Annotated in this window: 20 protein-coding genes; 16 read left to right on the forward strand and 4 right to left on the reverse strand. The window is 47.1% G+C overall.

From position 1 onward, the window contains the following. The first annotated feature begins 66 nt into the window (after nucleotides 1-66). From L5M11_RS01680 to L5M11_RS01700, 5 genes are all read left to right on the forward strand, one after another. On the forward strand, nucleotides 67-393 hold the full coding sequence (locus L5M11_RS01680) for a winged helix-turn-helix domain-containing protein (protein ID WP_263191175.1): 327 nt from the start codon (nucleotides 67-69) through the stop codon (nucleotides 391-393). 25 nt (nucleotides 394-418) lie between these two features. After that, complete coding sequence (locus tag L5M11_RS01685) at nucleotides 419-757, forward strand: carbon starvation protein CstA (protein WP_263191177.1); 339 nt, start codon at nucleotides 419-421, stop codon at nucleotides 755-757. Between the two features lie 240 nt (nucleotides 758-997). After that, on the forward strand, nucleotides 998-2,287 hold the full coding sequence (locus L5M11_RS01690) for an NCS2 family permease (RefSeq protein ID WP_263191179.1): 1,290 nt from the start codon (nucleotides 998-1,000) through the stop codon (nucleotides 2,285-2,287). Between the two features lie 203 nt (nucleotides 2,288-2,490). After that, a complete protein-coding gene (proB, locus tag L5M11_RS01695) occupies nucleotides 2,491-3,609 on the forward strand; it encodes a glutamate 5-kinase (protein WP_105251651.1) in 1,119 nt (372 codons plus the stop codon). A 12-nt stretch (nucleotides 3,610-3,621) separates the two neighbouring features. Further along, the gene (locus L5M11_RS01700; RefSeq protein WP_263191180.1) at nucleotides 3,622-4,899 is read left to right on the forward strand and encodes a glutamate-5-semialdehyde dehydrogenase; all 1,278 of its coding nucleotides are present in this window, start codon (nucleotides 3,622-3,624) and stop codon (nucleotides 4,897-4,899) included. Between the two features lie 104 nt (nucleotides 4,900-5,003). Here the strand turns inward: L5M11_RS01700 and L5M11_RS01705 are convergent, their stop codons facing one another. From L5M11_RS01705 to L5M11_RS01715, 3 genes are all read right to left on the reverse strand, one after another. Continuing rightward, complete coding sequence (locus L5M11_RS01705) at nucleotides 5,004-5,312, reverse strand: hypothetical protein (protein WP_105251653.1); 309 nt, start codon at nucleotides 5,310-5,312, stop codon at nucleotides 5,004-5,006. Nucleotides 5,313-5,527: 215 nt separating this feature from the next. Further along, entirely contained in the window at nucleotides 5,528-6,004 is a 477-nt protein-coding gene (gene ybaK, locus L5M11_RS01710; RefSeq protein WP_263191182.1) for a Cys-tRNA(Pro) deacylase, read from the reverse strand. A gap of 119 nt (nucleotides 6,005-6,123) precedes the next feature. Beyond that, nucleotides 6,124-7,044, reverse strand: coding sequence for a DMT family transporter (locus L5M11_RS01715; RefSeq protein ID WP_263186657.1), 921 nt, complete (start codon nucleotides 7,042-7,044; stop codon nucleotides 6,124-6,126). Between the two features lie 288 nt (nucleotides 7,045-7,332). On the opposite strand from L5M11_RS01715, the gene dnaK reads away from it, so the two are divergent. The 3 genes from dnaK (at nucleotide 7,333) to L5M11_RS01730 (ending at nucleotide 11,557) form a co-directional block, all read left to right on the forward strand. After that, a complete protein-coding gene (gene dnaK, locus L5M11_RS01720; protein ID WP_105251655.1) occupies nucleotides 7,333-9,252 on the forward strand; it encodes a molecular chaperone DnaK in 1,920 nt (639 codons plus the stop codon). A gap of 110 nt (nucleotides 9,253-9,362) precedes the next feature. Next, nucleotides 9,363-10,499, forward strand: coding sequence for a molecular chaperone DnaJ (gene dnaJ, locus L5M11_RS01725; RefSeq protein WP_113941183.1), 1,137 nt, complete (start codon nucleotides 9,363-9,365; stop codon nucleotides 10,497-10,499). Between the two features lie 695 nt (nucleotides 10,500-11,194). Continuing rightward, nucleotides 11,195-11,557, forward strand: coding sequence for a DUF2513 domain-containing protein (locus L5M11_RS01730; protein WP_263186656.1), 363 nt, complete (start codon nucleotides 11,195-11,197; stop codon nucleotides 11,555-11,557). A 625-nt stretch (nucleotides 11,558-12,182) separates the two neighbouring features. Here the strand turns inward: L5M11_RS01730 and L5M11_RS01735 are convergent. Then, nucleotides 12,183-12,461, reverse strand: a complete 279-nt coding sequence (locus tag L5M11_RS01735) for a DNA polymerase III subunit epsilon (RefSeq protein WP_263191184.1) — start codon at nucleotides 12,459-12,461, stop codon at nucleotides 12,183-12,185. Between the two features lie 543 nt (nucleotides 12,462-13,004). Here L5M11_RS01735 and L5M11_RS01740 point away from each other — a divergent pair. From L5M11_RS01740 to L5M11_RS01775, 8 genes are all read left to right on the forward strand, one after another. Next, complete coding sequence (locus L5M11_RS01740) at nucleotides 13,005-14,336, forward strand: DEAD/DEAH box helicase (protein WP_263186849.1); 1,332 nt, start codon at nucleotides 13,005-13,007, stop codon at nucleotides 14,334-14,336. A 137-nt stretch (nucleotides 14,337-14,473) separates the two neighbouring features. After that, a complete protein-coding gene (locus L5M11_RS01745) occupies nucleotides 14,474-15,058 on the forward strand; it encodes a GNAT family N-acetyltransferase (RefSeq protein WP_263186848.1) in 585 nt (194 codons plus the stop codon). A gap of 149 nt (nucleotides 15,059-15,207) precedes the next feature. Further along, nucleotides 15,208-16,017 (forward strand): M48 family metallopeptidase, encoded by an 810-nt coding sequence (locus L5M11_RS01750; protein WP_263186847.1) that lies wholly within the window; start codon nucleotides 15,208-15,210, stop codon nucleotides 16,015-16,017. 219 nt (nucleotides 16,018-16,236) lie between these two features. After that, a complete protein-coding gene (locus tag L5M11_RS01755; RefSeq protein WP_263186846.1) occupies nucleotides 16,237-16,854 on the forward strand; it encodes an FKBP-type peptidyl-prolyl cis-trans isomerase in 618 nt (205 codons plus the stop codon). 71 nt (nucleotides 16,855-16,925) lie between these two features. After that, nucleotides 16,926-17,738: a 4-hydroxy-tetrahydrodipicolinate reductase gene (dapB, locus tag L5M11_RS01760; protein ID WP_006082785.1), complete on the forward strand. Its 813-nt coding sequence runs from the start codon at nucleotides 16,926-16,928 to the stop codon at nucleotides 17,736-17,738. A 168-nt stretch (nucleotides 17,739-17,906) separates the two neighbouring features. Next, on the forward strand, nucleotides 17,907-19,067 hold the full coding sequence (gene carA / locus L5M11_RS01765; RefSeq protein WP_263186845.1) for a glutamine-hydrolyzing carbamoyl-phosphate synthase small subunit: 1,161 nt from the start codon (nucleotides 17,907-17,909) through the stop codon (nucleotides 19,065-19,067). Nucleotides 19,068-19,094: 27 nt separating this feature from the next. After that, nucleotides 19,095-22,319, forward strand: coding sequence for a carbamoyl-phosphate synthase large subunit (carB, locus tag L5M11_RS01770; protein ID WP_105251663.1), 3,225 nt, complete (start codon nucleotides 19,095-19,097; stop codon nucleotides 22,317-22,319). Nucleotides 22,320-22,439: 120 nt separating this feature from the next. After that, the gene (locus tag L5M11_RS01775) at nucleotides 22,440-23,171 is read left to right on the forward strand and encodes an RluA family pseudouridine synthase (protein WP_263191185.1); all 732 of its coding nucleotides are present in this window, start codon (nucleotides 22,440-22,442) and stop codon (nucleotides 23,169-23,171) included. Nucleotides 23,172-23,181: the final 10 nt, after the last annotated feature.

Here is a 23,181-nt window from a genome sequence, read left to right on the forward strand (position 1 = left end):
TGCCTTATTGACTGAATATAAAGTAGTTTTGATGATAATTACTTTTGTTTCCAGACAGGTCATCCTATGTCACTTTCAATGCCAACATCCCAACAGGTTTCAAAGCAAAATAAGGCGTTTCTGCGTAAGTTATATTTGGCGCATTTAATGGATGATGACCGCCATAATCTATTATCACTCAATAAGTTAACCGGAATGCCTCGCCGAACTTTACAGGATGCTATCGCAGCTTTTGAGGATATAGGTATTAGAGTCGAGTTTGTGCAGGAAGGCAGCCGTAACAATTCAGGTTATTACCGCATAGTCACCTGGGGGCCGATCAGCAGCGCTTGGGTCGATACCCATCTAAGCGAAATCGCTGAGCTGATAGGGTTTTACGAGAAGTCAATTTAAACGCTGTTTGTTACCAAGGACGAATTTGAGAACTCTTCAACTGTTAGGTTTTATTCTTGCCATCGCAGGCGTCATTTTGGGATATATAACGCTAGCATCTATTGACGGTCAAACATCTGAAGCTTCTGCTGGGGCTGCGGGTTTAGGCATGATTTTTATAGTATTACCAACCTTTGGCTGTTCTGCGTTAATGTTGGTACCTTCTTCTTTAACATTATGCAAATCAGAAGTAAGGCTACGTACATATTTTAAAGGGAGTTTTTGGTTGAGTCTGTGGAAATTGAATCTAGTTATTTCTGCTGTATATATTCTTGTTACTCTTTATATAGGCTGTTTATGGCTACAAATCAGCATTGGTCGCTAACGAGTGATCATCTTGTTCATAATATGTTCATTTTTTAGGCTTAACCTTCAACGCGAGTCTCACCCGAGGATATTGCATTCGTTTGCATAGATATTTGAGCATTTTCTCTTCGTTACTCCTTTGCCAATTTTCTGGCCTGACCAGCCTAAACTCCCTATAATCTGCTGCAAATGTCATCACGTTACATAGTGTTCACATCTAAATACCCTACATACTTAAAATAAAAAGGAACCTTGTTCCATGTTAGAAAAACTGTTCAAACTGAAACAAAATCAAACGAGCCTCAAGCAGGAAGCGGTCGCAGGTTTGACAACATTTATGACGATGGCCTACATCATTTTTGTGAACCCAATGATGTTAGCCGATGCGGGCATGGACCATGGTGCTGTATTTGTGGCTACCTGTTTGGCGGCGGCTGTCGGCTGTTTGGTTATGGGGTTGATGGCGAATTATCCAATTGCGCTTGCTCCAGGTATGGGACTTAATGCCTTTTTTACCTACACAGTCGTGGGTGAAATGGGTTACAGCTGGGAGACTGCGTTAGGCGCGGTATTCCTGTCGGGAATTTGCTTTTTAATCTTATCGTTAGTGCGTATTCGAGAATTGATTGTAAATAGTATTCCCATGTCGTTACGTATCGGTATTGCTGCAGGTATTGGTTTGTTCCTTGCGCTGATTGGCCTTAAGAGCGCCGGTATTGTGGTGGCAAGTCCTGCTACGCTAGTGACACTGGGCGATATCACGGCATTTCCGGCGGTTATGGCTGTGCTGGGCTTTTTCCTCATTATTGCTATGGTGCAGCGGGGAATGAAGTCGGCGGTGATTGCCAGCATTCTGATTATCACTGGCCTAGGATTAGTGTTTGGTGATGTGCAGTATCAGGGCATTGTATCAATGCCCCCTTCAATCGCACCTACATTTATGAAGATGGATTTATCCCAAGTATTTGAAGTAACTATGCTATCAGTCGTTTTTGCCTTCTTATTTGTGGATCTCTTCGATACCTCTGGCACCTTAGTGGCGGTTGCACAGCGCGGTGGTTTTCTCGATGATAAAGGCCGTTTACCACGTCTGAATCGTGCTTTGACCGCTGACAGTTTAGCAACCATTGCGGGGGCTGCTTTTGGCACTTCCACCACGACAAGTTATATCGAAAGCACCGCGGGTGTGAGCGCGGGTGGTCGTACTGGTTTAACGGCCGTTGTGGTGGGATTACTCTTCATTGCTGCGTTATTTTTATCGCCATTGGCGGGGATGATCCCGGCTTATGCAACTGCGGGCACACTGTTTTATGTAGCAATTTTGATGATGTCGGGACTGGTGCATGTCGAATGGGAAGATTTGACTGAAGCCGCGCCTGTGGTGGTGGTGTGTATATTAATGCCGCTAACGTTTTCTATCGCGACGGGCATTGCCTTTGGGATCATCTCATATGCAGCAATCAAATTGCTCACAGGTCGCTTTAGCGATCTTAATGTGGGCATTTTAGTATTAGCGGCATTGTTTGTAGCTAAGTTTGTCTATGGTTGATGCTGTCGATTAATTCACCTGCACAGTAAAAAACTCGCAGCGTAGATTGTTTACATTTTTTGAGGGCCATCTAATCGATGGCCCTTTTTAATGCGCGATTCTAAGCAAAAACGAAAATTTATCTCGAGTTAATAACTCCTTGCTACCAATTACTCAGCGGATTAGGTATAAGGATTGTTCGGTTATTTTGTTACAAATGAATAATGAACTTAAGTGAGATTGCGTATCGCCGCGTGGTAGTGAAGTTAGGGACGAGTGTGCTGACCTCTGGCAGTAAACAGCTAGATAAAGCCCACATGGTTGAGCTTGCTCGTCAAATGGCCGCACTGATGAAGTCAGGGGTCGAAGTCGTATTATGCACCTCAGGGGCAATTGCCGCTGGGCGTGAACATCTCCAATACCCGACGCTGCCCGACACTATGGCCAATAAGCAATTGTTAGCCGCTGTCGGGCAAAGTCAGTTGATCCTCGCTTGGGCACAACTCTTTAGTATTTATGGGCTGCACGTGGGCCAATTGCTGCTGACCCGTGCCGACTTGCAGGATAGGGAGCGTTACCTTAACGCCCGCGACACGCTTAATGCCTTGTTGGCGAATAATATTGTGCCGATCATCAATGAAAACGATGCCGTTGCCACCAATGAGATCAAAGTGGGCGATAACGACAATTTATCGGCGCGCGCAGCACTCTTATGCGATGCTGACTTATTGATTTTATTGACGGATCAAAAGGGCTTATTCGATGCTGATCCGCGCACTAACCCGAACGCTAAGTTGATTTCACAGGTGGTGAAGATTGACGATAGTCTGCGTATGTTGGCGGGCGGTTCTGTATCGGGTTTAGGCACGGGTGGTATGTCGACTAAATTGGAAGCGGCGGATATTGCTCGCCGTGCTGGCATCGAAGTGGTTATCGCCTCTGGCCATCACCCTGATGTGATCAAAAAAGTGGTCGCCAAAGAGTCAGTCGGTACTCACTTTAGTGCCATCGAAAACCCGCTCGAAAGCCGCAAACAGTGGATTCTAGCGGGACCTGCGACTCAAGGTTCTTTAGTGCTTGATGCGGGCGCGGTCAAAGCCGTGACTGACAAGGGCCGCAGTCTATTGTCTAAAGGTATCGTAGGCGTTAAAGGTCAGTTTGAACGTGGTGCGACGCTACAATTAGTTGATCAACAAGGTAAAGTGATTGCTAAAGGGATGACACGATACTGTGGCCAAGCCCTGAGTTTGATTGCAGGTAAGCATTCCGACGAGATCGAGTCTGTACTCGGTTACGATTATGGTGACGCAATAGTGCACCGCAACGACATGGTTGTCTTATAAGCGAGGTCTGTTTTGAGTCAAATGAATCAAGATCAGTATTTACAGCAACTTGGCCAAAATGCCAAACAGGCCAGTTATGCTTTAGCCAACTTAACGGCGAGCCAAAAGGCTGACTTACTCGAAGCTATTGCCGATGCGCTGACGGCAAACTCCGCCGCCATTTTAGCCGCTAATGCTAAAGACGTTGCCGCCGCTAAGAACGATGGATTAACTGAGGCGATGATCGACAGACTGTTGCTCGATGATGCGCGTTTAGCGGGCATTATCGGTGATATCAGCGATGTGATCCGCCTTGCTGATCCCGTGGGCGAAGAGTTTGGCAGCAAGTTATTAGATAACGGTTTAAGGCTGACTCGCCGCCGCGTACCGCTGGGCGTGATTGGGGTTATCTACGAGGCGCGCCCGAATGTGACTGTCGATATCGCGGTACTCGCCCTTAAAACGGGTAATGCGGTGATCCTCCGTGGCGGTAAAGAAACCCTTGAATCGAATAAGCTTATCAGCGAAGTGATCCGCGGCGCGATTGTCGCCCAAGGTTTGCCCATAGATGCGGTGCAATTTATTGATTCTTCAGACAGAGCCCTAGTGACAGGTTTACTTAAGCTCGATCAATATGTCGACATGATAGTGCCGCGCGGCGGTCAAGCATTGCAGCGCTTATGTGCTGAGCAAGCGACCATTCCGGTGATCTTAGGTGGCATAGGTATTTGCCACTTGTATGTCGATAAAAATGCCGACCTTGAGCGTGCCTTAGGCGTAATCGCTAATGCCAAAGTGCAGCGTCCAACTGTGTGCAATGCTCTTGATACCTTGCTGGTGGATGAGCGCGTGGCGAGCAGCTTTGTACCGCAAATTGCCGAATATCTGCATCGTCTAGGCGTGCGTTTTTCAGTTTGTGACACAAGTTTTAGTCTGCTGGATGGTTTAGGGTTCGATGTGACGCTTGCTAAGTCTGAGGATTTTGGCATTGAATGGCTGTCATTAACCTTAGGTATCAAAGTCGTGGGCGATATCGATGCCGCTGTTAGCCATATTCGCCAGTATTCTAGCTGCCATTCGGAAGCCATTTTGACCGATGATATTCATGCAGCGGCGCACTTTATGAATGAAGTGAACTCAGCCGCCGTGTATGTGAATGCCAGTACTCGTTTTACCGATGGCGGTCAGTTTGGTCTTGGCGCTGAAGTGGCTGTGAGCACGCAAAAACTGCACGCCCGTGGTCCAATGGGGCTTGAGGCATTAACCACATATAAGTGGTTAGCTTGGGGTGATTACACCAGTCGTGTTTAGCGGTAAATACCGATAAACCCAAAGCCGTTAACTTACTACGTTGACGGCTTTTTTGTTTGCGGTATCCAACTGAATAGCGACATCAATGTGTTTGGCTAACGAGTTTAGCTGCTTATGGTGAGCGGGGTATAAGTAGCAAGTAACCAGATACAGAAAAATATCGTTGACATAACGACAGTGAATTTACGAAAGGCCTTGATGTATTCCAAGGTATAAATAAAGTACTTTTCTTGTACTCTGCGAGTGAGTAAAACCGAAGGCAGCATAAAACTGCAATAGAGCATGACTACCATAGTGGTAAAACTGTTTCCCCAGAAATGCTCATAAATAAATAAGGCGATGCAGAGTAGCATGGCGCACCAACTGATAGGGCTGATGCTATTTTCTGGATTCCATTGGGTTGATTTTTCCATCTGACTATCCTTAGTCGATTTGTACCTCAGTACAATTTATAGACGGATATCTCGGCTTTATCAAACGCTTTCCACTGTTAGACTCAGTACGCTGGCCAGTTTGTTGCCGTTTGAGCCTTGTTCACCATTTATCTAACATGAGTGCGTACAACTTAAAGTGGAGTGAATTACTTACTTAACGTCGAATGACTTGTGCTTAATGTGGTCGAGATCGCTTAAAGTGTCTTGATATCGGCAAATTCGCCTTTGCAAAGCTGAGCTAAGTCTGTGACCGCTAAGCTTATCTCTAAACCGCGTCTGCCCGCGCTGACATAAATCCTGTCGAAGCCTTGAGCGCTGGCATCAATCAAGGTTGGCAATTGTTTCTTTTGCGCTAAGGGACTAATACCGCCGACCAGATAGCCTGAGGATTTTTGTGCTAGGTCGGCATCGGCCATTTGTAGTTTCTTTTGTCTTAAGCATTTAGCTACGGCTTTTAGATTAAGCTGATGATCGACGGGCACGAGCGCAACGGCAATCGGCGCATGGGCTTTGTCGATGGCAACTAAAAGGGTTTTAAACACTTGTGCGGGTTCGAGCCCTAAGGTGTTAGCGGCTTCTTCGCCGTAGGCGGCGCAGTGTGGATCGTGGCTGTACTCTAAGATATCAAACGCGATTTTGGCTTTTTTAGCCAATCGGACGGCCGGGGTCATTTTATACTCCTTCACAAAACGGGGGATATTAGCGTTTAATCTTGGCTTAAAATGTTAGCCAGCTCTTTTAATTGGCTCATTGCCGTGAGCTAACATTATTTAAGGCTGTTACTCAACGATTATTCCGCTAGCTTTGTGCTTATCTTGTTTTTACGCTCTAAATAACGGGGCAGAAGTTGCTGCAACATCATCCCCGATAAAATAAAGGCTAGGCCGAGATAGGTTGCCATCGCAATCGTTTCTTGCAAAATCCACGCGATAAAACCAATCGACATCACAGGGGATAAAAACACCATAGTGCTGATGTTCGCGGTGCGAGTGGCGGTTTTCAGCGCCATTAACCAGAGCACGAAGGTAATGCCCATCTCAAATAAGCCCACATACATACCTGCAAATATCGCCTTAAGACTAAAACTGGGCAGGGTATCTGTCAGCAATAAGGTGACGGCAATAAAAGGTAAGCCGATAAGAAAACTCAATAATAAACTCACCACGGGATCGCCTTGATCTTTGGTGTTGACGATCCAATATAGGCACCAGAGTAGGGTGCTGGTCAGCGCCAATCCGATACCGAGCGGGCTATCAAAACTAAAGCCGCTGATATCGCCGCCGGTGGCAATGATAAACACCCCAGTATAGGCAATCAGCGCGGCAGCAATGTCGCTCTTACGCAAATTTTGCTTTAACAAAGGCGCGGCCAGTAACGGCAATAATACCGCCCAAGTGTAATTAAGTGACAACGCTTGCTGCGCTGGCAGTAAGGAATACGCTTTAAATAGCACGACATAGTAAAGGAAGGGATTGATGAGTCCAGTCACCAGATAAAACATGGGGCGGCGTAAAAACTGTTGCTTGAGTAAGGAAAGCTTTTTTTGCCAAGCAAGGATTCCGGCAAGGGCAATAATCGAAGTGAGTACGGCAACAAACACCAGCTGCAGCGGTGTGTAGTAACTCAAGGCAATCTTAAAGGCCGTGGCCACTGTCGACCAGAGAAAGACCGCCGCCATGCCATACACGTACGCTAAATTCGAAGACTTCACTCTGCTACCTTACTAGGATAAACATCCGCCAAATGTGGGCAGATTGAATAACAGCTTTGGTTGATAAGCAAGACTATTTTATGTGATTGGATATTTTATCCCACTGTAGATGCGAGAAAGATAAATCAGAAAATTTTTTTGTTCGCCCTTGTAATTAAATTCCCTGTCCCAATATAGGTATCAAGGCAGAGAAGGTGGCCAACGATGGACTTGATATTTAAACCGTCTAGCCCCATATCAAAACCAACTAAACAAATTTAGATTGAATGAAATTTTTCGGAGGACCTCATGGGTAAAATTATTGGTATCGACTTAGGCACAACAAACTCTTGTGTAGCTGTCCTCGATGGTGGCAAAGCACGTGTGTTAGAAAACGCTGAAGGCGATCGCACAACCCCGTCAATCATCGCTTATACAGATGATGAAACCATTGTCGGTTCGCCAGCAAAACGTCAAGCTGTGACTAACCCGACTAACACATTCTTCGCGATTAAGCGTTTGATTGGTCGTCGCTTTAAAGATGACGAAGTCCAACGTGACGTGAACATCATGCCATTCAAAATCATTGCAGCCGACAACGGTGATGCATGGGTTGAATCGCGTGGCAACAAGATGGCTCCACCACAAGTTTCTGCAGAAATCTTGAAAAAGATGAAGAAAACCGCAGAAGACTTTTTAGGTGAAGAAGTAACAGAAGCGGTTATTACTGTTCCTGCTTACTTTAACGATTCACAACGTCAAGCGACTAAAGATGCGGGTCGTATCGCAGGTCTTGATGTTAAACGTATTATCAACGAACCAACGGCTGCAGCATTAGCCTACGGTATCGATAAGAAACAAGGCGACAACATTGTTGCAGTATACGATTTAGGTGGTGGTACATTCGATATCTCTATCATCGAAATCGACAGCAACGATGGCGACCAAACATTTGAAGTGTTGGCAACCAACGGTGACACCCACTTAGGTGGTGAAGACTTTGACAACCGTTTGATCAACTACTTAGCTGACGAATTCAAGAAAGAGCAAGGCTTAGATCTGCGTAAAGATCCATTAGCAATGCAACGTCTGAAAGAAGCAGCAGAAAAAGCGAAAATTGAACTTTCAAGCACCAACCACACTGAAGTGAACCTGCCATACATCACGGCAGACGCAACAGGTCCTAAGCATTTAGTGATTAAAATCACCCGTGCTAAATTGGAATCACTGGTTGAAGACTTGATTATCCGTACATTAGAGCCACTAAAAGTTGCCCTGGCTGATGCAGATTTATCTGTAACAGACATCAACGAAGTGATTCTAGTGGGTGGTCAAACACGTATGCCTAAGGTTCAAGAAGCAGTGACAAACTTCTTCGGTAAAGAACCTCGTAAAGACGTGAACCCTGACGAAGCGGTAGCCGTAGGTGCTGCAATTCAAGCGGGCGTACTGTCAGGCGACGTGAAAGACGTATTACTGTTAGACGTAACACCACTGTCTCTGGGTATCGAAACCATGGGCAGCGTGATGACTAAGTTGATTGAAAAGAACACCACTATTCCTACTAAGGCGCAGCAAGTGTTCTCAACAGCCGATGACAACCAAAACGCAGTGACGATTCACGTACTGCAAGGTGAGCGTAAGCAAGCGAGCGCGAACAAGTCATTAGGTCAGTTCAACTTAGACGGTATTGAGCCAGCTCCACGTGGCCAGCCACAAATTGAAGTGATGTTCGACATCGATGCCGACGGTATTCTGCATGTGTCTGCGACAGACAAGAAAACCGGCAAGAAACAAAACATCACCATCAAAGCTTCTTCTGGCTTAAGCGAAGAAGAAGTGGCGCAAATGGTACGTGATGCCGAAGCTCACGCAGATGAAGACAAGAAGTTTGAAGAGTTAGTGCAAGCACGCAACCAAGCTGACGGCTTAGTCCACGCGACTAAGAAACAAGTGGAAGAAGCGGGTGATGCATTGCCAAGCGAAGATAAAGAGAAAATCCAAGCTGCTATGGCCGCTGTTGACACTGCCAGCAAAGGCAATGACAAAGAAGCCATTGAAAAGGCAACTCAAAACTTGATCGAAGCATCTGCTAAGCTGATGGAAATCGCTCAAGCTAAGTCTCAAGCTCAAGGCGGCGACAATGCCGACGCGGGCAAACAGGCTAACGCTGCTGCCGATGACGTTGTCGATGCTGAATTCGAAGAAGTGAAAGACGACAAGAAATAATGACTTGTTTTCAATCAAATAGATTGATTTCAAAGCGTTAATTTCTAGGCGGGCGTTACGGGGCAACCCTAACGCCCGTTTGTTCAACACCAGCTGAGAAGCATGAGATTATGTCAAAGCGAGATTATTACGAAGTATTAGGTGTCAGTCGTGACACCAGCGAACGTGAAATTAAAAAGGCCTACAAACGTCTGGCCATGAAATTTCACCCAGATCGCAACCCAGGCGACAAAACCGCAGAAGCTAACTTTAAAGAAATTAAAGAAGCCTACGAGATCCTAACCGACGCCGACAAAAAAGCGGCCTACGACCAATTTGGTCATGCGGGTGTGGATCCTAATCGCGGTGGCGGTGGTTACGGTGGTGGTCAAGGCGATTTCGGTGATATTTTCGGTGATGTCTTTGGCGATATTTTCGGCGGTGGACGTCGTGGTGGCGGTCAACGCCAAGCGGCCCGCGGCTCAGATTTACGTTACAACCTAGAGTTATCACTGGAAGAAGCCGTTAAAGGCTTAACCAAAGAACTGCGTATCCCAACACTGGCGACTTGCGATCTGTGTGAAGGCAGCGGCGCTAAAAAAGGCACCTCTGCAACCACTTGTGGCACCTGTCATGGTCAAGGCCAAGTCCAAATGCGCCAAGGTTTCTTTGCGGTGCAGCAGCCTTGTCCAACCTGTCATGGCCGCGGCAAGATCATCAAAGATCCTTGCACTAAGTGCCATGGCGATGGCCGTGTTGAAAAGAGCAAAACCTTATCGGTTAAGATCCCAGCCGGCGTTGATACGGGCGACCGTATTCGTTTAGCGGGTGAAGGCGAAGCGGGTGAATTTGGCGCGCCTCCAGGGGATTTATACGTTCAGGTCAGCGTGCGTGAGCATGCGATTTTCGTCCGTGATGGCAACAACCTTTACTGCGAAGTGCCGATATCCTTCAGTAAAGCGGCCCTAGGCGGTGAGATTGAAGTGCCAACACTGGATGGTAAAGTCAGCCTGAAGATCCCAGCCGAAACGCAAACGGGCCGTATGTTCCGTTTACGTGGCAAAGGCGTCAAGTCGGTTCGCAGCCATGCCGTAGGCGACTTGCTCTGCAAAGTGGTTATGGAAACCCCAGTTAACTTAAACGATCGTCAAAAAGAACTGTTACGCGAATTTGAAGCCACCTTAACTGGTGAGTCGAAAAAACACAGCCCAAAGGCTGAGGGCTTTTTCGATGGCGTGAAAAAGTTCTTTCAAGATCTGAATAGCTAACTTGGTCTAGTGGCGCAGAGGTTAGCTGCGCACTAGATGAATAAAGCCTCGCAGTGTTTAGCACTAGCGGGGCTTTTTTATGCTTGATTGCATGCTCAAATTTCAAACTCTGTCCGCAGCAATAAATTAAGCACTGTCATTTCAGTGACTCGCCATGAACTCATCCCTGAGGGCTCGACGACGGCATCCATGCCGTCAACGGTCACTTCCATGGCAGTGCTTAATTCTTTTTAAGTCCTGCGTATATCTGATAATCCATAAGATTGCTGATTTTAGTCGCCTATTGGCAACTATGACGTTCCGGCATAAAAGTTATGCCTGTCTGATTTTTCGAGATACAGATTTAGTGACTACCAACCTTGGGAACCGTCAGATACGGGAAGAAATTCAAGCCATTATTAATCTTGTTGCGGATAAAGCTCAAACTGATGGATTTAACCAAGATGCAGCACAAATATGCAAGATCACTGCACACAATATGATGACAAATTATGTAAAGCTACTTTTTGTAGGGCTGAGTTTGCATAATTTGTATTGTGCGAAGTCGAAACCCAGTTGACACTTTGAACTTAAAACCATGCTACATCAATGTCAACTTAACGTATTGATTTAAAAGTGATTAAATTTTTGTCAACTTTACATCCCATGTTTGTTGTGTGATATTCATCATGTGTTAATCACTATATGAGCAATCTATGAAACCCAATTTAGAGCTACAAAAAGCAATTCTTATCTTTTTAGAAGAAAAAGAGGGATTCAGTAACCATGAATCCATAACTGTGGATGGATTTACAGATGAGCATGTTTCTTACAACATCAAACTAATGTTTGAAGAAAATCTAGTAGATGCAGTTGAATCTATACGAACGGATACTGATAAATTTGAAAAGTGGAAAGTTGCTAGTTGCACAGCTTCAGGACATCAATACTTAGCCGCATTAAAAAATGACTCAATTTTTAAACGTCTAAAAATTGAGGCTAGTACTCTTCCTTATAAAATGCTGCCAACTATCGCAACAGAAATGCTCAAAGCTACTATTCAATCAGCACTTAATTAATCGGGATTATTAAGGGGCGTGTCCCTTAATGCCAAGCGCTCTTGATAGAGGCGCTTTTCCCCCCGAGCTTTCTCCTTGCTAAGCCGTCTTTCTATGCCCTTCCAGCACCGCCTAAAGTCGATTTTTGTCTACAAAATTCAAAGCTATTTCACATTTTTAAAAGAAGAACAGGCAGATTTCTTTTGAGACTAACAGCTAAGACTGCAACTACAGGAGTTCACTTTTCCCTGCGAAGTTGTCGAAATATGGAGATAGTTCTTAGTTGTTTGGGTGGGGCCGTGGCGACATCATGGATGATGGCGCAGTTTCGGGGGACATGGATGTGCCATCTGAGTTGTTAGGTGATTTTTGTTGAAGTATGGGACCTTGATGTTATTAATGAAAGAGCAATGCATGTAACTTCGCTAGGGTGAGTGCTGCGTAGCAGCGTTTCGAACGAGAGTCTGGAATGGCGAACAGGCAGTTAGACATGGAGGTTGTTCGTCATGGAGCATCCAAGGAGGATATAACGAGCAGTCCTCCTTGGTCGATTTCTTAATAAAAAATCAGGGGTGAAGCGCCACGGCGTTGATGTAGATTTTGACTTTGATTCGAAAATCCAAACGAAGTTTGGAAACCTAAGAGGTTACTCTTCTGAAACAGTAAATGCGGCTTCGGCTTTTTCTAATTCTTGCTCGGTTTTAAGCTGAAATGCTTGCTGCTTTTTAAGCTTGGCTTCTTCTTCAAGTGCCGCTTCTCTTTGTTTAAATTCGTGTCTCTCTGGTTTAGTCAGAAACTTAAACGCGAGCTTGTTGCCTAGCACGTAGGCGACCACGTCTTCGCCTTTTGTGCGGCGTTCATCGACGCGTTGTGAAAAACGGGCGTTATCGCGGGCTTTACGTTCTTCGGCATTTAACTTACTCATAATCTGTTCTCCTCATTTAGTTAATCACGGTAGTGTTCCACTACGTTCAGTTAAACAAATGAGTTGTGTTGCACATTCATAAAGCTGATTGGGCGGGATTCTACCATAAGCGCTCACGAAAGCTGTGGGATTAAAATCTACCATCCCATCACCTGCGTTAACTTTGCGCACATAAGAAAGATGCAGCTGGAGTCTCTTTTTAGATAAACCACGAACACCTAAGCGACAGTCATTCACCTATTCCTGCGAACAGGCCGTTAGACAAGGACCTTGTTGGCAGTGGAGATCCAAGAGGGGATTGCAGTTGATTCTCTTTAGGTCGGCTATTGATTTGACCTTTGGTTTAGAAATTCAATCGAAGTTTAAAACTAGACTTTCTTAGCTGCGTAACGCAAATGCCGTAACTGTATCGTTGCAAACCGTACCGTTGTAATGAGTAGCGTTGCAAACTGTGCCAAGGCTTGCGTAAAAGCCGAAACAACATTGGTATTCAAAGGCAACTCTCAGTAAACTTTCGCTCCCATGTTTTGATCCGGTGCTGTGATGACCTTTCCCGAGCTTTCTTCTTCCCCTGAGTCGTTAACTTTTGCTGAGCTTGGCATAAATTCGGCGTTACTTAAGGCCTTGCCTGCAAGTCTTAAACATCCGACAAAGGTGCAGCAATTGGCGATTCCGGCCATTCTTGCAGGACGGGATTTGTTAGCCTTAGCACAAACCGGTAGCGGGAAAACCTTAGCCTTTGGTTTGCCACTCCTACAACAAATTTTGTTGCAACAGCAAACACAGTTGCAGGGCGCTAAGTCTGTACAGCCTCCAAATGCACTGGCGTTAGTGCTGGTGCCAACACGGGAATTAGCGCTGCAAGTGACTGAGGCGCTGCAAACAGTGGCGAGTCAGTTATCGACTTCGTTGAACATTCAGCTTCTGTGTGGTGGAGTCGCGCTGGAAGACCAATTAGCCGAACTTGCAGCCAAGCCGCAGGTATTAGTGGCAACCCCTGGGCGTTTACTGGATTTATGTAAACAGTCCCACGTCAGCCTCGATTCGATAAAACATCTTGTGCTGGATGAGGCTGACCGTCTGTTGGAAATGGGGTTTTGGCCCGATGTGCAAAAGCTGATGGCGTTTATGCCTAAGCTTAAGCAAACCTCGTTGTTTTCTGCCACCTTGCCCGAGGCTTTGGATACATTGGCGGGCAAGCTACTGGTGAATAAGCCGCTGCGGGTCGAAGCTCACAAGGTGAATTCAGTGGCAGGTGAAATCGAAGAACAACTCTATTTAGTCAATAAGGGCAGTAAAGCGCAGGTATTGATTGCGCTGTTAAAACAGTATCAATGGCCGCAGGTGCTGGTGTTTATCAGCGCCCGTGATGATGCCGATGCCGTCGCTAAACGACTCGCTAAAGCGGGGATGAAAGTCGCCGCGCTGCACGGTGAAAAAGAGCAAACCATTCGCAGCCAAACCTTGGCCGACTTTAAAGCCAATCGTATCCAAGTATTAGTGGCGACAGATTTGATGGCGCGCGGCATTCATGTTGATGCCTTGCCTGTGGTCATCAACTTGGATTTGCCCATGAGTGCGCCTGTATACGTGCACCGCATTGGCCGCACCGCGCGCGCTGGCGAAAATGGGCTGGCGATTTCCCTCGTGTGCCACGGTGAAATGGCCACCCTAACGGCAATTCGCAGTTTAACCGCGCGGGAGTTACCGCTGGCATTATTGGCTGACTTTCCGGTAACGGATAAGCCGAGTGAAAATACTAGTGATGGCACCGCAGAGAGCAAGGTTGAGCGTAAGCGACCACCGCGTGATAAACAGGCGAATCGCCGTAGCATCAATAAGCACAGCGCTAAAGAGTTTAAAGGTAAGCGCTGAGTTTGAAGCTATTCATAGCGTTCAAGCTCGGCGTGCCTCAATCACTAAACTGATAACAGAATAAAGCGCATTGGCCGCTGTTATCACTTTCGCTCTGGGTGTAACTTAGTGACTTATTTACATTAAGGAACTAAGTCATGGGATCGACATTGGCGTTAAGCAAAGCACTTCATAAAGTGGTGAATAACGGTTTAACGACCGAGCACTTTGTACTTAGGCCATTCCAGCGAGCGGATCTTGAGGCTTTTACCGCCTATCGAGCCGACCCTATGGTCGCCAAATATCAAAGCTGGACGGATTACTGCAATAGCGATGCACTCGCGTTGTTCGAGAAGATGGATTATGCACAATTTGGTGCGGTTGATACTTGGTTTCAGCTTGCGATTGTCAGTGGCGCGTCGGGAACTACACCAACCCAATTAGTTGGCGATCTGGCGCTGCACTTTATTGATGAGCGGCAGGTGGAAATTGGCTTTACGATTGCGCCTGAACATCAAGGTAAACACATTGCTTTTGAGGCCGTCAGCGCATTGCTGGATTACCTCTTTATTGAATTGCATCAGCATAGAGTCATTGCTATCACCGATGCACAAAATCTTGCCTGCTGTCGCTTACTCGAAAAACTCCGCTTTAGGTGCGAAGCCCATTATGTGAAAAACATCTTCTTTAAAGGCGCGTGGGGCGATGAGTTCGTCTATGCCTTGTTAAAGGAAGAGTATTAATTCCTTTTAGGTGCAAAGTATCGCTAACGCGCGCCGCCAGTGTTTCTCTATTTGGCTTATCTTGTCTATCTCAGTAAAATCTTTCCATTAGTTGAGTCCCTGTTGGCTCAAAGATCTTCACGCCCGTCATGGGATTTAAGGAGTGCCACATGAAATCAATGCGTTTAGGCTTAGTGGGGATGGCGGTCGTGCTCGGATTATCGGCCTGTGCGACCACGCAATCGCCAACGGGGCGAGGGCAGACCTTGTTGTATTCAGCGGCGCAAATGCAGCAGATGGGCGATTCCTCCTTCGAGGAAATGAAAAAACAGCAAAAAGTGAGTAGTGATAAAAAGCTGACACAATACGTCAATTGTGTCGCTAATCGTATTACCGCAGTGCTGCCGGACCAAACCCAGCGCTGGGATGTGGTTTTGTTTGACTCTGAACAAGTTAATGCTTTTGCTCTGCCGGGTGGGCATATTGGGGTTTATACCGGATTGCTTAAGGTCGCTAAGGGACCTGATCAGCTTGCTACTGTGCTCGGTCACGAAGTCGCGCATGTGTTGGCGCAACATGGTAACGAGCAGGTTTCCCGTGGACAGTTAACGGGCGTTGGAATGCAGATTGCCGATGCAGCGCTAGGGGCGAGTGGTGTGTCGAATCGCGACTTATATATGTCGGCATTGGGACTCGGTGCTCAGGTAGGGGTGATTCTTCCCTTTGGCCGTGCCCAAGAGAGCGAAGCCGATATCATGGGCGTAGAGTTAATGGCTCGAGCGGGTTTCAATCCGGCTCAGAGTGTTGAGTTATGGCAGAATATGTCGAAGGTGGGCGGTAGCCAAGGGCCGGAGTTATTATCGACCCATCCATCGAACAGTAATCGCATTGCTCAGCTACAACAATTGCAAGCACAGATGCAGCCACTTTATGCCAGTGCTAAAGCGCAGGCGAAGAATCAATGTGTGGCGCCGAAATAAGCTGAAGTCTATTTAAGATCTAAGTGCCCGTTTGGTGAGTGTTCGCTGTCGTTTGTGGAGAGATATGTGTCCTTAACCTATTTATGCTTTTGGATAAATACGCAATAAGTGTGTAAAAAAGCCTCCTTAGTTAAATAAGCAGTCAGTTTATCAGCATAGCTCGCTGAACTATGGTAAACTGGCGCGCAAAATTCCACTGATAATTGAGAGTCGTTAATTATGTCTGATAAATTCAGTACTGTTGAACAGCAAGCAAGCTACGGTGTAGGCCGTCAAATGGGTGAGCAACTGGCCGCCAATTCTTTTGATGGCGTGGATATTCCAGCCGTTCAAGCGGGTTTAGCCGATGCGTTTGCCGGTTTAGAAAGTGCTGTGTCTATGCAAGATCTGCAAGTTGCTTTCACTGAAATTAGCGGTCGTATTCAAGCTGCTCAAGAGCAAGCTGCTGCTACTGCGTCTGCTGAAGGCGATGCCTTCTTAGCTGAAAATGCTAAGCGTGATGGCGTGACTGTGACTGACTCTGGTCTGCAGTTCGAAGTATTAGTCCAAGGTGACGGTGCGACTCCAACTTACGAAGATACTGTTCGTACTCACTACCATGGTTCTTTCATCAATGGTGATGTGTTCGACAGCTCTGTAGTTCGTGGCCAACCTGCTGAGTTCCCCGTTTCTGGCGTTATCGCTGGCTGGACTGAAGCACTGCAACTGATGCCAGTAGGCACTAAGTTGAAATTATTTGTGCCACATCACTTAGCTTATGGTGAGCGCGGCGCGGGGGCATCGATTCCTCCTTATTCAACTTTGGTATTCGAAGTTGAATTATTAGATATCATCTAATATTGAAAAAACGCCTAAGCCTGTCTTAGGCGTTTTCTTATGGAATACAAAGAAAGATTGAGGAGATTGAAATGAGTGGACAAGTGAGAGTGGCAATCGTCGGTGCCGGTGGTCGTATGGGACGCACTCTTATTGAAGCGGCCTACAATCACGACCATATTTTACTGGGTGCCGCCATTGAGCGCGCTGGCTCTAGTTTAGTGGGCGTGGATGCGGGTGAGCTAGCTGGTGTGGGTAAATTAAAGGTCATGATCATGGATTCGCTGGATTACGCGACCGATGATTTTGATGTTTTGATTGATTTCACTGCGCCAGACGCCAGTATTGTCCATTTAGATTGGTGTGTGCGCCATAAGAAAGCCATGGTGATCGGCACAACCGGTTTCAATCATGCTCAAAAAGAACAGATCAATGCCTTTGCCGAGCAAACGCCGGTAGTGATGGCGCCGAATATGTCTGTGGGTGTCAACCTGATGTGGAAATTGCTCGAACTGGCTGCCGAAGTCATGGGTGATTACACGGATATCGAAATTATCGAAGGTCACCACAGACACAAAAAAGATGCGCCGTCGGGTACAGCCCTGAAAATGGGTGAAGTGATTGCTAAGACCTTAGGTCGCGATCTTGAGAAATGTGCAGTGTATGGCCGCGAGGGGATCACTGGTGAACGTGACCGTGAAACTATCGGTTTTGCGACTATTCGTGCCGGTGACTTAGTCGGTGAACATACGGCCATGTTTGCCGATATCGGTGAGCGTTTAGAGATCACCCATAAAGCCTCGAGCCGTATGACCTTTGCTAACGGCGCTATGCGCGCCGCCCACTGGCTCGTGGAGCAAAAGCCGGGCTTGTATGATATGCAGCAGGTTTTAGGTTTGCATTAATATTAAAAACGCCGATATGGCGTTTTTTTTTGCACCCAGTTACCAGTGGGTGGACGGTTTCGCGTTTTTACTGTAAACTCGCTGGAATTTGTCAAAATTTCGTAAATTAGCGGAAATTGGTATCTTAACATAACATAAAAACATTATATTTCAGTGGCTTGGCTCTTTATGGAGGTCGCGTTGACAAAGTCTGCCTTACTCGTACTCGAAGATGGAACTGTATTCTCTGGCACAGCAATTGGTGCCGATGGTCTCTCTGTTGGTGAAGTTGTTTTTAACACTTCCATGACAGGATACCAAGAAATTTTAACTGATCCATCCTACTCACGCCAGATTGTAACATTAACCTACCCACACATAGGCAACACTGGTACCAATGATGAAGATATTGAATCCGATGGGGTTCACGCTTGTGGTCTTATCATTCGTGATCTTCCGCTCATCGCAAGTAGTTTCCGTAATCAACAAAGCTTAAGTGATTATCTCAAAGCGAACAATGTCGTTGGCATAGCAGATATCGATACCCGCAAGTTAACTCGTATTCTCCGTGAAAAAGGTGCTCAAGCCGGTTGTATTATGGCAGGTGCAGACTTAGACGAAGCAAAAGCGCTCGCTGCTGCCAAAGCTTTCCCCGGTTTAAAAGGCATGGATCTCGCTAAAGAAGTCACGACTAAAACTGCCTATCCATGGCGTAAAGGTAGTTGGCGTTTAGTGGGCGGCTTACCAGAAGATACGCCAGCAAATGAGCTTAAATACAAAGTAGTAGCCTACGACTACGGCGTTAAGCAAAACATTCTGCGCATGTTAGTGGACCGCGGTTGTGACGTCACCGTAGTGCCTGCTAAAACTTCAGCTGCCGACGTGTTAGCGATGAATCCCGATGGTGTGTTCCTTTCGAACGGCCCTGGCGATCCAGAGCCATGCGATTACGCGATTGAAGCGATTCAACAAATTCTGAAAACCGACACGCCGATTTTCGGTATCTGTTTAGGTCATCAGCTACTCGCGCTGGCCTCAGGTGCAAAAACCTTGAAGATGAAGTTTGGTCATCACGGTGCAAACCACCCTGTGAGCAATATCGAGAAAGGTAACGTGATGATCACCAGTCAAAACCACGGTTTTGCTGCCGATGAAACGACCTTACCCGCCAATATTAAGGTGACGCATAAGTCGCTGTTTGATGGTTCACTCCAAGGTATCCATCTCACGGACAAGCCCGCGTTCAGCTTCCAAGGTCACCCTGAAGCGAGCCCTGGCCCGAACGATGCCGCCCCGCTGTTCGATCACTTTATCGAGCTAATCGACATATACCGTCAGAACGCCAAGTAGTACGCTAGCTAGGAGAAGAGAGAAGCAATGCCAAAACGTACAGATATAAAGAGTATTCTTATCCTAGGCGCCGGCCCAATCGTGATTGGTCAGGCATGTGAATTTGACTATTCTGGCGCACAAGCGTGTAAAGCGCTGCGTGAAGAAGGCTACCGTGTCATTCTGGTGAACTCTAACCCTGCCACCATTATGACTGATCCAGAAATGGCCGATGCCACTTATATCGAGCCGATTCACTGGGAAGTGGTCCGTAACATTATTGCTAAAGAACGCCCAGATGCGATTCTGCCAACCATGGGCGGCCAAACCGCACTGAACTGCGCATTAGAACTTGAAGCCAAAGGCGTACTAAAAGAATTTAACGTCGAGATGATTGGCGCGACTGCCGATGCTATCGATAAAGCTGAAGACCGTAGCCGCTTTGATAAAGCGATGAAAAGTATTGGTCTTGATTGTCCACGCGCGGGCATTGCCCACAATATGGACGAAGCTTATGGCGTACTTGATCAAGTGGGTTTCCCTTGCATTATCCGCCCATCCTTTACTATGGGTGGCTCAGGCGGCGGTATCGCTTACAACAGGGAAGAGTTCGAAGAGATCTGTTCACAGGGCTTAGAGTTATCGCCAACGAGTGAACTGCTGATCGACGAATCGCTGATCGGTTGGAAAGAATACGAGATGGAAGTGGTCCGTGACCGCAACGATAACTGCATTATCGTCTGCGCTATCGAAAACTTCGATCCTATGGGTGTGCACACGGGCGACTCTATTACAGTTGCACCCGCGCAAACCTTGACTGACAAAGAATACCAAATCATGCGTAACGCCTCTATGGCCGTACTGCGTGAGATTGGTGTTGAGACAGGCGGTTCGAACGTACAGTTTGGTATTAACCCGAAAGATGGCCGTATGGTTATCATCGAGATGAACCCTCGGGTATCGCGCTCTTCAGCATTGGCATCAAAGGCAACAGGTTTCCCGATTGCGAAAATCGCCGCTAAGTTAGCGGTTGGTTTCACCCTTGATGAGCTGATGAACGACATCACTGGCGGTCGCACGCCAGCATCATTCGAGCCTGCTATCGATTACGTTGTGACTAAAGTGCCACGCTTTAACTTTGAAAAGTTTGCCGGCGCCAATGATCGCTTAACCACACAGATGAAGTCTGTGGGTGAAGTGATGGCGATTGGCCGTACTTTCCAAGAGTCACTGCAAAAAGCATTACGTGGTTTAGAAGTTAGCCGTAACGGTCTAGATCCTGTCACAGACATGTCTAAACCTGAGGCGATGTCGCGTATTCGCCACGAGCTGAAAGAGCCTGGTTGCGACCGTATTTGGTACATAGCCGATGCGATGCGTGCGGGGCTGAGCTTAGATGAAATCTTTAAACTGACCAATATCGACCCTTGGTTCCTCGTGCAAATCGAAGAGCTGGTTCAGCTCGAAGGTGTTGTTGCTGAAGCGGGTCTGGCGGGTCTGGATATCGACTTACTGCGCAAACTGAAACGTAAAGGTTTTGCCGATGCGCGTCTGGCCGATGTATTAGGCGTGAACGAAGCCGAAGTACGTAAGCTGCGTGATAAGTTCGACCTGCATCCAGTCTATAAGCGTGTAGATACCTGTGCGGCTGAGTTTGCAACAGACACGGCTTACATGTACTCAACGTATGAAGAAGAATGTGAAGCTAACCCATCGACCCGTGACAAAATCATGGTGTTAGGTGGCGGGCCAAACCGTATCGGTCAAGGTATTGAGTTCGATTATTGCTGTGTGCACGCGGCGTTAGCGCTACGTGAAGACGGTTATGAAACCATCATGGTGAACTGTAACCCTGAAACCGTTTCAACCGACTACGACACTTCAGACCGTCTGTACTTCGAACCCGTCACACTGGAAGACGTATTAGAAATCGTCCGTATCGAGAAGCCAAAGGGCGTTATCGTGCAGTACGGTGGTCAAACGCCATTGAAATTGGCCCGTGCCTTAGAAGCTGCTGGCGTACCTGTAATTGGTACTAGCCCAGATGCCATCGACCGCGCCGAAGACCGTGAGCGTTTCCAGCAAGCGATTCAACGCTTAGAGATGAAGCAGCCTGAAAATGATACCGTGACTACGGTTGAAGGTGCTGTGATTGCCGCTGAGCGTATCGGTTATCCGCTAGTTGTGCGTCCATCCTATGTACTGGGCGGCCGCGCGATGGAAATCGTTTACGACAAGCAAGATTTGCTGCGTTACTTCAACGAAGCCGTGAGCGTATCGAACGCGTCGCCAGTATTGCTCGATCGTTTCTTAGATGATGCGATTGAAGTGGATATCGACGCAGTATGTGACGGTGAAATCGTGGTGATTGGCGCGATTATGGAGCATATCGAACAAGCGGGTGTTCACTCTGGTGACTCAGGTTGTTCACTGCCTCCCTACACGCTAAGCCAAGAAATCCAAGATCGCATGCGCGTTCAAGTCGGCAAGTTGGCGATGGAACTCGGCGTTGTCGGTCTGATGAACGTACAGTTCGCCGTGAAAGATAACGAAATCTATATGATTGAAGTTAACCCACGTGCTGCCCGTACAGTGCCATTCGTGTCCAAAGCAACGGGTGTGCCTTTAGCTAAGATTGCCGCGCGTGTGATGGCGGGTCAAAGCTTAACGTCGCAAAACTTCACTAAAGAAGTGATCCCACCTTTCTACTCAGTGAAAGAAGTGGTGTTGCCCTTTAATAAGTTCCCAGGTGTTGACCCACTGTTAGGCCCAGAAATGCGCTCTACCGGTGAAGTCATGGGCGTGGGCGATACGTTCGCCGAAGCCTATGCTAAGGCGCAGTTAGGTGCGACTTCTGAGGTGCCTAAGTCGGGTCGTGCATTATTGTCTGTGCGTAACAGCGATAAGAAACGCGTTGCCGATTTAGCGGCTAAGTTAATTGAGCTCGGTTATCAAATCGATGCGACTCATGGTACTGCGGTTATCCTAGGCGAAGCGGGTATCAACCCACGTTTAGTGAACAAGGTACACGAAGGGCGTCCACACATTCTCGATCGCATCAAGAATGGTGAATACACTTATATCGTGAACACTACCGAAGGTCGCCAAGCGATTGAAGATTCTCGTCAATTGCGCCGCGGTGCACTGCGTTACAAAGTTAACTACACGACGACCATGAATGCTGCATTCGCCACTTGTATGGCCCATGCCGCCGATGACCGTACTAACGTGACGTCAGTACAAGAACTGCATCTGCGCGTACTGGCTAAATAAGCTATAGCGTTAATGTTGTTAATTAGAGGGCCGCATAACTTAGGTTATGCGGCCTTATTATTTCGTCAATTTTGAGCGCTTCGTTCATTTTATCTTCTACTTATGTTGCCTGAGAAAATTATGTCAGCGCCAGCCGATAGCCTTGCCAAAGTCGATACTTTTATTGCGCCGCCTTGCCTCGGGCAAATACGCGTGCTCTATCAAGATAGCGATATTCTACTGATTGATAAGCCGAGCGGATTATTGAGTTTGTCGGGAAAGAATCCGCTGAATCTCGACTCGGTGCATTATCGTTTAGTGCAGGATTTTCCGACGGCCACTTTGCTGCACAGGCTCGATTTTGGCACTTCCGGTATCATGCTGGTGGCGCTGAATAAAAGCGTGAATGGTTTGCTGACAAAACAGTTTCAGGCGCGCACGGTTGAAAAGCGTTATACCGCCTTGCTGCACGGGCATTTAGCCGCTGACAGCGGGGTGATTAATCTGCCGATCGCTAAAGATAGTGAGCATTTCCCACTGCAGAAGATCTGCCATAGCACAGGCAAAGTTGCGATCAGTGAATATCAGGTGCTGGAACGATTAACTGAACCTTTCGCCACGCGGGTCGAATTTATCCCTGTTTCTGGCCGAACCCATCAACTGCGGATCCACAGTCAGCAATTGGGTCACTCAATACTGGGGTGCGATCTCTACGGCGGCGTGGGTGAGTGCGTGACTGATAAGGCTGATGCAGATGAAGCTGATATCACTAATACGACGAGCAGCAGATTAATGCTGCATGCGACCCGCTTAGCGTTTAATCATCCTATCACGGGTGAGCGTATCGACTGGGTTTGTGAGTGTCCTTTTTAAGCGCTTTTAA

The organism is Shewanella sp. SM87 (assembly GCF_025653705.1).
In the GTDB taxonomy this organism is placed as follows: Bacteria; Pseudomonadota; Gammaproteobacteria; order Enterobacterales; family Shewanellaceae; genus Shewanella; species Shewanella oncorhynchi.